Annotated in this window: 8 protein-coding genes; 2 read left to right on the top strand and 6 right to left on the bottom strand. The window is 45.0% G+C overall.

From position 1 onward, the window contains the following. The first annotated feature begins 4 nt into the window (after window positions 1-4). Both FBD94_RS09090 and FBD94_RS09085 read left to right on the top strand, forming a co-directional pair. A complete protein-coding gene (locus tag FBD94_RS09090) occupies window positions 5-1,777 on the top strand; it encodes a RagB/SusD family nutrient uptake outer membrane protein (RefSeq protein ID WP_136879967.1) in 1,773 nt (590 codons plus the stop codon). 20 nt (window positions 1,778-1,797) lie between these two features. After that, on the top strand, window positions 1,798-3,237 hold the full coding sequence (locus FBD94_RS09085; protein ID WP_235884417.1) for an arylsulfatase: 1,440 nt from the start codon (window positions 1,798-1,800) through the stop codon (window positions 3,235-3,237). Window positions 3,238-3,286: 49 nt separating this feature from the next. Here the strand turns inward: FBD94_RS09085 and pafA are convergent, their stop codons facing one another. Genes pafA through FBD94_RS09055 form a run of 6 tightly spaced genes read right to left on the bottom strand, consistent with a single transcriptional unit; the run spans window position 3,287 to window position 13,833 of the window. Further along, window positions 3,287-4,945 carry an alkaline phosphatase PafA gene (gene pafA / locus FBD94_RS09080; protein ID WP_136879966.1) on the bottom strand — a complete coding sequence of 553 codons (1,659 nt, stop codon included), beginning with the start codon at window positions 4,943-4,945 and terminating at the stop codon, window positions 3,287-3,289. A gap of 19 nt (window positions 4,946-4,964) precedes the next feature. Next, window positions 4,965-6,914 (bottom strand): phosphodiester glycosidase family protein, encoded by a 1,950-nt coding sequence (locus FBD94_RS09075; protein WP_136879965.1) that lies wholly within the window; start codon window positions 6,912-6,914, stop codon window positions 4,965-4,967. Between the two features lie 24 nt (window positions 6,915-6,938). Beyond that, a complete protein-coding gene (locus FBD94_RS09070) occupies window positions 6,939-8,258 on the bottom strand; it encodes an IPT/TIG domain-containing protein (protein ID WP_136879964.1) in 1,320 nt (439 codons plus the stop codon). Window positions 8,259-8,277: 19 nt separating this feature from the next. Then, on the bottom strand, window positions 8,278-9,216 hold the full coding sequence (locus FBD94_RS09065) for a phosphodiester glycosidase family protein (protein WP_235884415.1): 939 nt from the start codon (window positions 9,214-9,216) through the stop codon (window positions 8,278-8,280). Window positions 9,217-9,246: 30 nt separating this feature from the next. Further along, entirely contained in the window at window positions 9,247-10,527 is a 1,281-nt protein-coding gene (locus FBD94_RS09060; RefSeq protein ID WP_136879963.1) for a RagB/SusD family nutrient uptake outer membrane protein, read from the bottom strand. Between the two features lie 18 nt (window positions 10,528-10,545). After that, complete coding sequence (locus FBD94_RS09055) at window positions 10,546-13,833, bottom strand: SusC/RagA family TonB-linked outer membrane protein (protein WP_235884414.1); 3,288 nt, start codon at window positions 13,831-13,833, stop codon at window positions 10,546-10,548. Window positions 13,834-13,837 lie beyond the last annotated feature (4 nt).

The following is a 13,837-nucleotide window of genomic DNA, read 5'->3' as shown; positions in this document are numbered from 1 at the left end:
GTATATGGCAAAAAGATTATTTTTAACGGGGCTACTTATTGTGATAATAGCAGCCGTTTCATGCACGAAAAACAATTTCCTGGATACCAAGACTAATGCGAGTATTAATTCACAGGTAACTTTTGCGGATAGTGCCAATACCATGGACTACCTGGCGGGTTTATATGTTGACCTGGCCTATAATTTCCAGGTAGAAAACCCTCATAACCTGTATGATTATTCCAAACTGGCCGATGAAGGGGAGGGAAGGTATCCAGCATTGGGTAACTTTGATAAAGTCTTTACCGCAGGAACATTTGCTGATGGTTATTTTAACCACATGGCTGATCAGTGGGCATTGTTTTACAAACTGATCCGTTATTCAAATATTTTCCTGGAGAATGTCGATAAATCGCCATTGTCGGCCCCTAAAAAGATCCGTCTGAAGGCCGAAGCACGGTTTATACGCACACTGCATTACTTTCATTTACTAAGGGCATTTGGTGGTATTCCGATTGTGGGTGATAAGGTCTTTTTAAGTACTGATAAGGGGACCTTAACCAGAAATACTTATGAGGAATGCGTTAATTATATTGTCGCTGAACTAGATGCGATAGCACCTGATCTTCCACTGGATTACGTTGGTCTGGATTATGGAAGAATTACCCGAGGTGCCTGTTTAGGCTTAAAATCAAGAATGCTTTTATATGCAGCAAGTCCTTTGTACAATGGTGCTGAAGCGAGCAACCCTGAACTTCAGAAATTATTAGGTTATCCTACGGCCGACCCTAACCGCTGGGAGAAAGCACGCCTTGCAGCTAAAGCCGTAATGGATATGGGAATCTATTCGCTTTATACCGATAATACGGTAAAATGGAGTGGGTCAACATCAGGCCTTGGATATGGCTTTTATAAAGTTTTCCTTACACGAAAAAATCCTGAGTTTATTTTAGCTAAAGTTATTGCTCCCGGCAAGCAGATCGAGAGGGGAATAATCCCAAAATCAAGAGGCGGAGCAAACTTTTATTGTTACCCTTCACAGGAACTGGTCGATATGTTTCCTACAATTAATGGAAAACCAATTACTGAGGATTTGAAAAGCGGCAGTAATCCTACTGGTTTTGATGCAGGAAACCCTTATGTGAACCGAGACCCCCGCTTGTCGGCTACCGTAATTTACAATGGCGGCCTGTATTTTATCAATACGACAAAAGCGTTGGCTCCGGTAAATACTTATGTAGGTGCTCCTCAAGACGGGATCGTAGCTATATCTTCTAATACTGCAACCATCACAGGTTATTATATCCGGAAAATGGCTGATGATAATGCTGCAATTACGGGTGGAAATAACGTAGACAGGAGTATTCCTCTTATCCGTTATGCCGAAATTCTGTTGAACTATGCTGAAGCCACAAATGAAATGGGTAATGCCACTGAGGCTGTAAATACACTCAAACAGCTGCGCAGCAGGGCTGGTATTACCGCCGGGCCCGATGGGATGTATGGGTTGCCTGCTACTCCGTCAAAAGAGGAAGCCAGAGCGCTGATCCAAAATGAGCGCGCGATAGAGCTTGCTTTTGAACAGCATAGGATCTGGGATATTAGAAGGTGGAAGATCGGCGCATTGCTGGATGGGAAATTCCTTCATGGAATGCAGATCAGTAAAACCGGAAATAATTATACCTATATGAAGATCAATGTCCGTACACGGTATTTTAAAGATCTTTATTATTACTTCCCGATTCCAAAGGATGAAGTGACTCTAAACTCCGCATTATTGCAGAATCCAGGATATTGACAATCAATCATAACATGCTCATGAAAACTAAACGTACTTTTTACCTTGCATTCATTGTAATGGTTTCCCTGATGGCTTTTAAAAGCCACGATGTTCCTGGTACTCATCTTAAAAAAGCTGCGGTTAAAAAACCAAACATTATTTACATCATGGCCGATGATCTGGGCTATGGAGATGTTGGGTTTAACGGACAGGTAAAAATCAAAACACCTAATCTTGATCGAATGGCTGGCGAAGGTATGATCTTTAATCAGCATTATTCCGGTACAGCGGTTTGCGGGCCCTCAAGGGCATCCTTAATGACCGGAACAAATACTGCTCACGGACATATCCGTGAACTCTCCGCATGGACCGCCAGTGGTAAGCCTGTTGATCTTTTGAAAGAGGAGGTAACCGTTGCAGAAGAACTGAAACGGGCCGGGTACAAAACCGGCATCATTGGGAAATGGGGATTGGAAGAAGGAGCCGGAACGGGAGCCCCCAACGGCCAGGGTTTTGATTATTTCTATGGTTACAAGACCCATATGGAGGCGCATCATTATTATCCGGAATATATCTGGCAGAATGGTCAGAAGATCGTCCTGAAAGATAATAATCCTGCACAAAAGAAGGGAACCTATTCCAATGATGCTTTTACGTCTAAAGCAATAGGCTTTATAAAGGAGAATAAAAATAAGCCATTTTTTCTGTACCTGCCTTTTACTGCTCCTCATAATGAGATCACCGTGCCTGAAGATTCAAAAAAACAGTACGAAAACCTGGGATGGACCAAACGTCCTATGACTGCGGGGCACTATTATCACGATGCTGAAGGTAATACTACTTATGCAGGCATGGTTTCCCGTCTGGATCGTTATGTAGGTCAGATACTTGCGGCCTTAAAGGAACAAGGCCTTGATGACAATACACTTGTAATATTTACAAGCGATAACGGACCCGGTTTTGATAATGGTTTTTTCAATAGCAACGGGTCACTAAAAGGAAGGAAACTCAATTTATATGAAGGAGGAATTCGTGTTCCATTTGCGGCGCGCTGGCCAGGGACAATAAAAGCAGGCAGCAAAACAACTCTTGCATCTGCTTTCTGGGACTTTTTGCCAACAGCCTGTGAAATAGCAGGGATAAAACCTTCCAGTAAGATTGACGGTATTTCTTATCTGCCAATATTAACCGGTAAAGAAGCAAACCAGAAGAAGCATGATTTTCTTTATTGGGAGATAAATGAGAACCAGGGACCGTGGCAGGCAATCAGAATGGGTAAATGGAAGGGAATCCTTGCGTACGAAAAGCCATTTGAATTGTATGACCTGGATGCTGACCCGGCTGAATCTACAAATGTTGCAGGTAGTAATCCAGAAATGGTTAAAAAGATAAGGGAAACAATGGTATCTACACGTACCGAGAGTTTGGAATTTCCTTTAACTAAAAGGAAATCTCATTACGGAAACGATGCTAATTGATAAATTTTATATACCTGATGGGATACCAATCCCATCAGGTATATAAAGTTTATTTCAATACTTCTTCAATGACTTTTCCAATTGATCCACTGGGTGGCTGTATGCTCAGTAAAGCTGCAATTGTGGGGGCAATATCTGTCATATAATACTGTTTATTGGATTTGCCATGTTTTATTCCCCAGCCCATCCATACCAAGGGGATGTGTGCGTCGTAGGGGTTCCATGCACCATGTGTAGTACCTGTTTTGGAGGTCCCAGTATACCATCCCGATTGCAGGATCAGTTGAATCGTGCCGCTCCGCTCCCTGTTGTAACCATTTATGATCCTTTCTTTAATTTCTGCAGGGATGCTGCTGGTCTGGATTTTCTCCATGTCTACAGCCCATGCAATGCCTTCCTGTTTCTGGAAAAATGAAATACAGTCCTTTTTAATCGCTTCTGTATCCAGTTTCTGCTGCTCAATGAGGGGGTTGTTCAGGTGTACCTGGTTATTTATCAGGGTTAATACCAAATTGTCCCTGCCGTATTTTTCTTTCAGGATACCATTGATCTGTTTCAGACAATGGCTTGCATTCCAGAGGTCACCCGGCAGTTTATGGTCCTGCAGAAAAATCGGATTATGAGCACCGCCATGGTCTGCACTCAGGAAAACAGTATAATTGCCTTTCCCGAGTTTATCGTCTAAAAATTTAAAAAAATCTGCCAAATCTTGGTCCAGGCGCAGGTAGGTATCTTCAAGCTCAATAGAATTGATGCCGAATTGGTGACCGATGTAATCGGTTGAGGACAGACTTACCGCCAGGAAATCCGTATCACTGTTTTTTCCCATTTGTTCATGCTCAATGGTTGCCCTGGCCATATTTAAAGTTAAAGTATTGCCAAATGGGGTAGTCCTGATGAGCGCGGGACCTATTTTTTTTTCTAGTTCAGTAAGTTTAACTGGAAATACCGGGCCGCTGGCATCTTTAAATTTCCCTTCATACTTGCTGTTGTCTTTATCACTTTGTACATAAGTACTGATGGGATACAAGGTATTCCAGTCCTGGTTCAGGTATTTTTGAATTTGTTTCTCCGCATTAAGTGTCCTTACCCAGGCAGGGAGTTCTTTCATATAAAATGTGCTGGTGATCCAGTTACCGGTAGCATCATCCAACCAGTATGCCGCATTAGCAGCGTGCCCGGCTGGTAAAATGCCGCCCCGGTCTTTTAAAGCCAGACCAATGACTTTAGAGCGGAAATTGGTGGCCAGCTTCAGTTCATCGGTAACGGTGGTGGACAGCATATTACGTGGCGACATTTTTCCGGCAGGGCTGATACTACCCACTGTCTGCTCGGTGCTGTCGCCGGTACAGTACATGGATTGCCCCGTTCGCTGGTCAATGAAATCATTACCCGCAATACCATGAATGGCGGGGACAGAACCTGTGTATATGGAGGTATGGCCGATGGCGGTGTAAGTTGGCAAGTGATTGATCATCGTATTTTCGCAGGTAAAGCCTTCGTTCAGCATTCTGCGGAAGCCACTGCTTCCATAACGGTTATAAAACCGGTACAGGTAATCCCAGCGCATTTGGTCTACTACAATACCAATAACCAGTTTGGGTCTTGGTACTGTGGATTTGGTCGGGGGAGTCTGCCGGGCAAAAACTGTTGAGGAAAGCAGCAGTAAGGTGGACAGCAAAAGATGTTTATATTTGATTTGAAACATGATTTCTTTTTATGGATAATTAATTGATCAGTTTAACCAGGCGGATTTTGTTGTTGGTATGGTCTGCTACGTAGATGTTTGATGTGCCATCAATAACCAGGTCAGTAGGCTGGTTAAACCTGGCTACTGTACTGGTGCCATTCTTGTCTCCGGGTATACTTCCGGCTAAAGTAGTTACCTGACCTGAACTTATTTTTCGGATACGTGAGCTGATCAGGTCGGCCACATACACGTTTCCGGATGCATCAACCGTAATTCCGTAAGGATCAGAAAATTTCGCCGAAGCGGCTGCGGCGTCTGTTGTACCAGAAGTACCGTTGCCGGCTAAAGAACTGACTACGCCTGCAGTAGTAATTTTTCTGATGCGGAAATTTAAGCGGTCTGCCACATAAATATTGCCCGAAGCATCGACGGCGACACCCGATGGGTTTTTAAATTGTGCAGCTGTGCCTGTTCCGTTTACATAGCCTGCAGTTCCATTCCCTGCAACTGTAGTCACAACGCCTGCAGGTGTTACCTTGCGGATTCGGTGACTGGTATTGTCGGCTACAATGACATTGCCAGATGGATCTACAGCCACATCTAGTGGCTGCATAAACTTAGCGGCGCTTCCGGTACCATCTGCATATCCCGCTGTGCTTCCGGCAAGCGTACTCACTACACCCGAAGACGTGATCTTCCTAATCTTAAAATTGTCCCTGTCTGCCACATACACATTGCCCGAGCCATCAACAGCAACTTTCCAGGGACTGTTGAATTTAGCAGAACTGCCAGCTCCATCAGCAAAGCCGGCAACTCCGGTGCCTGCAAAGGTGCTTACTGTTCCGGCAGAGCTTATCTTCCGGATCACATGGTTGTTTTTATCGGCGATGTACATATTACCTGAGGCATCTATGGCCAAACCTTCCGGGCTGTCGAAACGCGCACTTGCTTTCGCCCCGTTTACCAGGCCGGCGGTTCCGGTACCCGCGTAGTTGCTGGCCATGACCTTGCTGATGTAAACCAGCCAGGCATTGGCAACTGTACGGGCGGTCCCATCCGAAGGCTGGTTTCTCACCTGTAAAACATTCGTCAGCGGGTTCCTCGTCATAAAAGTAGAAGAACCGCCGCCGTCAAGGTTCACCGCGTTTTTCACATCAAAGGCCATAAAAACACTGGTTAGCTGTGCATAGTTTATTCCGTTGGAATAAGGTACATTCCGCCCGTCTACCACCACAAAATATACGAACCCATTGTCATCATAGCCAACAGAGGTTCTCGGATCAAATACGTTATAGGGTTGTGATACAGGAAGGTAGTTGTTTACCAGCAGCACACCACTGCCGGTGCCGTTGTAAAGCTGGCTGCTGAAAGCAGAATAGCCAGTTTTAAGATCGATAAATGGGGCATTGTTTTCTGTTACGCCAAAAAAACTGACTGCTTGCTGGGGTTTTAAGGTATTGTCGTTGAATGTGCTTTTGATGACATCACCGTTTTTATGCACAACACCCATTGGGATGCCAGTACTGGTATCAAAAAAATCACCGTTAATGCCTGCAATCACCTTGTGGGTTGCGGTATCAACTTCAGCAGCCTGTGCCGGAACTGTTTGCCTGGTAAAGGCCGGGAGGTTAAAAGGCGTAGATACCTCCATGTATACCTGTGGCTCGTTCAGGTCAACCTTCAGGATAAAAAGGTGCATAGCCTTTCCTGCGGTATCGGTATAATGTATGTCTGTTTCTACAACACCAGGTGCTATGCTGATTTCATCATCTGAAATCACGGTGTCAATAAATCCCGACTCATCTAAAAGTTTTTGGGTCAGGTCAGAATAAGCCATGCTGCTGCTGGTCATGGCTACTTGGCCACGCTGCGCTCCCTGCTTCAGTAAAGCCTCTTCAACCTGTTTTGTACATTGGATTTGGATGCTGCCCAGAACGAAAAGTCCAGACAATATTATCCCCCTGGCATTAAAATTAATTCCTTTCATATTCGTGATATTTTTAAATTCCTGTTATTTGATTAAACGGATCATCCTGATTCTGTGATTGGTTACTTCGGCCACATAAATATTCCCTTTTGTATCTACATCCAGATCGGTTGGCTGGTTAAATTTTGCATTCACACTTAATCCATCTGCGAAACCGGCCGAACTCCCCGCAAGTGTATTAACCTGCCCTGCGGGAGTAATTTTACGGATCCTGGCATTGGTCAGTTCGGCTACGAGGATGTTTCCATTTGCATCAACGACAACACCGTAAGGGTCGGCGAATTTCGCAGTAAGGACGTCTCCATCCAACAGGCCGGTAGTTCCGGCACCAGCAACTGTAGTAACTATGCCCCCAGGGGTAATTTTACGGATGCGATGGTTGAGCCTGTCGGCAACAATGATATTGCCTTGTTGATCGAGTGTAAGCCCTGATGGGTTTCTGAATTTGGTCTGTGTGCCCGTTCCATCCAGGAACCCGGCTGTGCCATCACCTGCAAGTGTGGTTACCATACCAGAGGGGGTAACTTTTCGGATACGGTGCGAGGTATTGTCTGCCACATAAACATTTCCCTGCGCATCTGCCACAACATCCAGGGGCTGCATAAATTTCGCAGCACTTCCGCTACCATCTGCAAAGCCAGCAGTACTGCCTGCAAGAGTACTTACTGTACCATCAGGGGCAATCTTTCTGATCTTAAAATTGTCGCGGTCAGCCACAATAATATTTCCCTGCAGGTCCACAGCCACTTTCCAGGGGGAACTGAATTTTGCTGCGGTTCCAACTCCATCAGCATAACCTGCGGTTCCATCACCAGCAATGGTAGTGACCTGCCCCGCCTGTGTAATCTTCCTGATGGTATGGTTCTGGCGGTCGACCACAATCAGGTTGCCTTGTGCATCCACGGCAACACCCTCCGGGTTTCTGAACTGGGCATCAGCGGCAGCACCGTTCAGCAGGCCGGCAGTGCCATCTCCGGCAAATGTACTTACAATATATTCGGATGCCGGGGCTTCTTTATAAGTGAAGACCGGACCATCTGCAGATTGCCCGTTTAGGCTAATGGTTACCTTTCCATTTCCTGCGTTTTCGGGGCTCACTACTTGTAACTGTGTAGATGAGGCTTCAATGACTACTGCGTTTACGCCGTTAAATTTTACAATGTTGGCTGCTGGCTCTGTGCTGAAGTTTTTTCCGTTAATGGTTACAATCATAGCAGCCTGGCCATTATCCGGCCATAAAGAATTAATCTTAAGTGCTGTAGAGGTAACTGGGGCTTTACTGTCTTTTTTACAGGATGTAACAGCCAGCATAGCCAGTATAATGAAGAAGAATATTCTTTTCATGACTTGTTGTTTAAGGACTTTATGGTTTTGTTTTGGATACGATTAACCAGGAATTGGCAAGCGCACGGGGCGCACCGTCGGCGGGCTGGTTGCGCACCTGCCATATATCTGCCCGGGGGTGTTTGATCATGAAAGTAGAAGAACCACCGCCATCGAGGTTCACCGCGTCCTTAACACCGAAGGCATACATAATTTTACCCATTTCCTGGTAGTTGATCCCATTGGAATGGTAAAAACTCCTGCCGTCAACCACTATAAAGTAAACCACATCATCATCTGTTATCCCAACGCCGGTACGAGGATCAACTGTAGGAATGGTCTGTGTTACTTTTTTATGGTCCCTGACCAGGAATACGCCTGCGCCCAATGCTTCTTTCAACTGGTTTTTTATTGCAGGATAATCGGTGTCTTTGTCACCGATATAAGGCTTGCCATTGGCCAGTATGCCCAGGAAGCTTAAGCCCTGCTGGGGCTTATCTGTATTGTCGGTAAAAGCGGATTTAACAGCAACACCTTTTTTATACACGATACCAAGCGGTACATAGCTGCTGGTATTGAAAAAATCACCATTTATCCCTGCCAGTACCCGGTTGTTTGCAGCGTCTATGTATTTGGCCATATCAGGTACAGTTTGCGATGCAGAACCCGGCGCGTCATAAGGAGTTGCGGCTTGAAGCTTTACATCCGGGTTTTTGAGGTCAAGTTTTAAAATAAAGATTCTGGTGCTCAGCCCTCCGCTTTGGCTAAGGTAATGGATATCCGTTTCCTCAATTCCTGGTTGAAGCTGGAAAGTGGTATCTGAAAAAACATTCGCCATCACATCAGAGTTAGCTATAATCTTTTGTGTAAGCAGACTAAATGTCCTGGGATCGGTTTGCTGGCTTTGTTCTTTTTTACAAGCCGTAGACACCAGGAAAAAGAACATCAGCATTAACGTATATATATTTTTTGTGATCATGATCATCATATTTAATTATTGAAAGGTCAGTTAATTTCCGTATCCTGGGTTTGGCTCGAGCAGGTTATTTAGCACCAGTTCTTTTTCGGGAATAGGTAGTTTAAGCTGGGCGTCGCTTATACCCAGGTCTGTTTTTGCTTTTCCAAGACGTACGAGATCGTACCACCTGAAGCCTTCAGCCAGGAGTTCCCGTCTGCGCTCCAGCAGCACAGCATTAAGATAAGCTGCATCACCAACAGGGGATATGCTGGGCAGGCCACGGGTATTTCTCAGGTCATTTAGCCGGCCAAGTCCAGTTATGCCCTGCGCTTCGGCACTGATCAGGTACATTTCTGCCAGCCGGGTAACGATGATCGGGTCGGTTCCCGATTGTCCACTTGGGTATTTATTGATCACATTGTCGCTTCCATAAACATCTATAGACATGGCTTTCCTTTTGTCTCCATCCTCAAATAGCTGCATTACATCATTTGCCGGTGCATAGGCATAACTGCCTTTTACAGGGTGTGCATAGGTATAAAAAAGGGTGCTGATGGTGATAGTGGATTCTGCTGTCAGATTTTTAAAAGCAAAGATCTCTTCAGTATTTTGCTGATTGCGGAAGATTTTTTCAAAGCTGTCCAGCTTGAAATTGCTGCCTGTAATAAGTTGTTCCGCTAGGGCTGCAGCTTCCGGCATTTTCCCTTGTGCAAGTTTTACCCTGGCCATTAAGGCTTTTGCAGCATCTTTGGATACATAGTAATAATTACTATAGTTTGGCGCCTGGTTAATGGCAAGGTTAAGCTCTGATTCGATGAATGCCCAAACTTCTGCTTCGGAATTCCGGGCTATATTTTCGGTAGTGTTCTTTTGTAGCACTGGTACACCACCCCAGCGTGAAACGAGGTTGTAATAAATATATCCCCTGAAAAAATGTGCAGCGCCCAGGATTTCATCCTTTCTGGACGAAGCTTCCATTGAGCTCGCTGATTCCAGGAGTACATTTACCTGGTAAAGTGCATTATAGTAACCGTTCCATGAAGTGCTGATCATGGCCTGTTCTGGACGGAGCAAACTGTTGATCAGCTGAATTGGGCCACCGGTGCCTCTGGCAGTGATTAGGTTCCCGCCAATCAGGTCGGAGAAGATATAAGATTCCCGTCCAGGTGCATTTTGTACTTTGTTGTATACCCCATTGAGGAAAAGTTCAACGTCTTTGGCCGAAAGGTTGGTCGATGAGGCTGCGGAGTGGGGGTACAGGTCAAGCTGCTTCTGGCAGGAGAGGCCTGTAATGCTGATGATGGCAAGTAAAATAAATATTCTGATGTTCATGACTTGAAATTTTAAATGCTAAAAGGTAAGGTTGAAGCCGATATTGAACGACCTGAGCTGTGGCATGACGAGGTTATCATCACCCAGAAATTTAGGGTCAGTATTGTCATTCACTTCAGGGTCGATGCCCGAATATCTGGTCAATAGAAATAGGTTGTCGGCCTGTGCATAAACGCGTAGCCTTTCCAGTTTAAACTTTGCCAGCAGTTTTTTCGGCAGGTTATAGCCTATACTCAGGTTCCTTAACCTCAAGTAAGAACCATCTTCCAGAAAACGAGTTGAATTGTAGGTGTTATAGGTATTGCCGCTGATTGCTCTTGGCACATTATTACTAGTTCCCGGACCTGTCCATCTGTTGTTGGCTTCGCTCTCCAGGAATGGGAAGTATGTTCCGGCAAGCCTGGATACATTGATGCGCCATGGAGCATACACTTCTGCCCCGTAAGAATAAGTTACAGAAAAGTTAAGATCGAAATTGCCATAGCTGAAGGAGTTGTCCCAGCCCCCAAAGAAATCGGGGTTGGAAGAGCCGACAATCAGCCTGTCATTGATGTCAATTGCGCCATTGTTGTCTACATCTTCATATTTCACATCTCCAGCTCTGATTCCTGCATCGTATAACGGTTTTGGAACTTCAGTATCACTCTGGAAAATGCCGGTCTGTCTGTAAATGTAAAAGCTGCCTACTTCGCTGCCAACTCTTAATACCCTGTTGGCACCAATCAATAGGTCTTGATTGCCCAACAAAGAGCTGAGCTTGTTCCTGATAAAGGAAATGTTGAAGTTCGAGTTCCACAGTAGCTGGCCAAACTGATAATTGGTATTGATGCCCAGTTCCAGCCCCCTGTTTTTCATTGAACCGATATTGCTGGTCAGGCTGGTGAAACCAGTAGTGGCAGCAGTCGGCTTTTCGTAAAGTAAGTTGGTCGTGTTTTTTATAAAATAATCGGCAGTGATATTGACCTTACCATTAAACAGGCCCAGGTCAAATCCTGTATTGAACTGATTAGCAGATTCCCAGGTAAGCTGATCATTGCCGAAGCCGGTAATGGCAAGTCCGCTGGCATTGTTGTAATTGTAGCCTCCGCCTGCAAGCGCCTGGTAGGCATAGTTCCCGATCCCCTCTTGGTTCCCGGTATTACCGTAGCTGGCCCTTAACTTAAGATCTACGTCTTTAGGTTTCCAGAAGCTTTCTTTGGAAAGCTCCCAACCGGCAGAAACAGAAGGGAAATAACCATATCTTTTTTGCTTGGCGAAACGGGACGAACCGTCTGCACGCATTGAAACCGATAGGAGGTATTTGTCTGCGTAAGCCAGGTTAGCCCGGCTGAAATAGGATTCCAATGCATTTTCTGAAAGGCCGGTTGAAGCTGCAGTAATAGTTGAAGCTACAGAATTGACGTCAAATGAGGCAGAGGGGAAGCCGCTTCCGTCGACCGAATTATCGGATGCCCCGATCTTTTGGAAAGAATGCCCGGCAAGCAATGCCAGGTCCAGTTCACCAAATTTATGGTTATAGTTTAAGGTATTTTCAAATACAATATTGGTATTTAAGCGGGTATTGTCTATTAACCTTCCTGAACCAGTTCCATAGGGATGGTTTTCATTGTAGTAAACATAATCGTGGGTATAGATCAGGTCTGTTCCTATAGATGATTTGAACTTCAGGTCTTTTGTAAAGCTGACCTCGCCAAAGAAGTTCCCTAAAAAACGATAGTTGTCCAGGTATGCCTTTTGTTCGTTCAGGATCTGCAGGGAATTGTTTCTCAGCAACTCTGAAGTACCACCCACATAATAACTTCCATCTGGTTTATAAGGGCGGTCGAATGGTCTTTGCTCTAGCCCACGTGCGAGTACTGTTGAACCAAGGTTTGAACCCGGTACCCTATTGTTGTGAGAATAGCTCATATTGGTATTGGCACCAACTTTTAACCATGCGAATACATTTTGACTGAGGTTGATCTTGGCTGTGTATTTTTTCAGGCTGTTTGTTTTGACGGCTCCCTGCTGGTCAAGATAACTCCCGGAAATAAAATAGGTGCCCTTATCTGAACCTCCTGAAAAGGAAAGATTGACACTATTGGTATTTGCGGTTTGCAATACCAGGTCGAGCCAGTCCGTATCTGGCAGGCCAGGGTAGGGATTCTGGATATAGGGAACAAAGTTGCCTATACCAGGTGCATAACCATACTGAAGGTTGTAATTGTCTATCCCCTCATTGATGACCGCCACATAGGTTTTGGAATCGGCCATCTTTAGCTTGCTGAGGTATGGAACCTGTTGTATACCTGAAAAGGCATCAATATTCATTTTTGATTTTCCTATTTTGCCGGATTTGGTGGTAATCAGGATGACACCATTGGTAGCCCTTGATCCGTAAATGGCGGCTGAGGCTGCATCCTTTAACACATCAACCGATTCGATGTCATTTGGATTGAGTTCAGCAAGAGGATTCATGTCTTCCCCGAAATTGAACAGGGCAGCGTTGTGCGATCTTACCGGTACACCGTCTATTACATAGAGGGGCTCATTACTGGCACTTAAAGAGCCAATCCCCCTGATGCTTACACGATTTGCGCCGCCCAGATTACCAGAACCGGAGGAAACCATTACACCGGCCATTTTTCCTTGTATAAGTTGGTCCGGGCCCAATACTGGTCTGGAGTTCTTTTCAGTAGGTTTAAAAGAGCTGATGGCACTTGTGACTTGACTGCGTTTCTGTGTGCCGTATCCTACAACTACAACTTCATTCAAACCTTTTGTACTTTCCTTAAGCACGATGTTTAGTGTTTTTTTTCCGGTAAGGGGAACTTCCTGTGTAATAAAGCTGAGGTAAGAAATGATCAGGACGGCATTTTCATCAATATTCCTGAAAGAAAAGTTTCCGTTCGCATCTGTTGAAGCAGCTAGGCTGGTGTTCTTAACCTGTACAGAAGCACCCGATAGCGGGCTTCCGATCTCGTCTGTAACCCTTCCAGTCAGGTCTATCCCCTTTAGAGGTTCAGCAACCGGAATTTTTGTTGGCGCTCTTTCTTCTTTGCGCTGAATAATTATGGTTTTATTTTTAATGGTGTAAGAAACGTCCTTTGCAGAAAAGAAGGTGTTTAGCACATCATCTATAGATGACTGTTTGTAATTGATGTCATTTGTGCCTGCCATTTTGATAATGTCCATCTGGCATAATACCCGGTAACCGGTTTGCCGGGTTATTTCTTCAAATACAGTTTCGATACTGGCAGATTTTTTAGACAAGGTGATCTTTTGCCCGAATCCGGCTGCGCTAACCTGGAGCAAAACTGTTGTCATTAGC

Source organism: Pedobacter hiemivivus (assembly GCF_005144565.1).
Taxonomy (GTDB): domain Bacteria; phylum Bacteroidota; class Bacteroidia; order Sphingobacteriales; family Sphingobacteriaceae; genus Pedobacter; species Pedobacter hiemivivus.
This window is presented reverse-complemented; position numbering and strand designations above follow the sequence as displayed.

Excerpts from the sequence above, each read along its gene's own strand:
- FBD94_RS09090 (WP_136879967.1), top strand. The coding sequence starts at position 5 with ATGGCAAAAAGATTATTTTTAACGGGGCTACTTATTGTGATAATAGCA.
- FBD94_RS09085 (WP_235884417.1), top strand. The coding sequence starts at position 1,798 with ATGAAAACTAAACGTACTTTTTACCTTGCATTCATTGTAATGGTTTCC.
- pafA (WP_136879966.1), bottom strand. The coding sequence starts at position 4,945 with ATGTTTCAAATCAAATATAAACATCTTTTGCTGTCCACCTTACTGCTG.
- FBD94_RS09075 (WP_136879965.1), bottom strand. The coding sequence starts at position 6,914 with ATGAAAGGAATTAATTTTAATGCCAGGGGGATAATATTGTCTGGACTT.
- FBD94_RS09070 (WP_136879964.1), bottom strand. The coding sequence starts at position 8,258 with ATGAAAAGAATATTCTTCTTCATTATACTGGCTATGCTGGCTGTTACA.
- FBD94_RS09065 (WP_235884415.1), bottom strand. The coding sequence starts at position 9,216 with ATGATCACAAAAAATATATATACGTTAATGCTGATGTTCTTTTTCCTG.
- FBD94_RS09060 (WP_136879963.1), bottom strand. The coding sequence starts at position 10,527 with ATGAACATCAGAATATTTATTTTACTTGCCATCATCAGCATTACAGGC.
- FBD94_RS09055 (WP_235884414.1), bottom strand. The coding sequence starts at position 13,833 with ATGACAACAGTTTTGCTCCAGGTTAGCGCAGCCGGATTCGGGCAAAAG.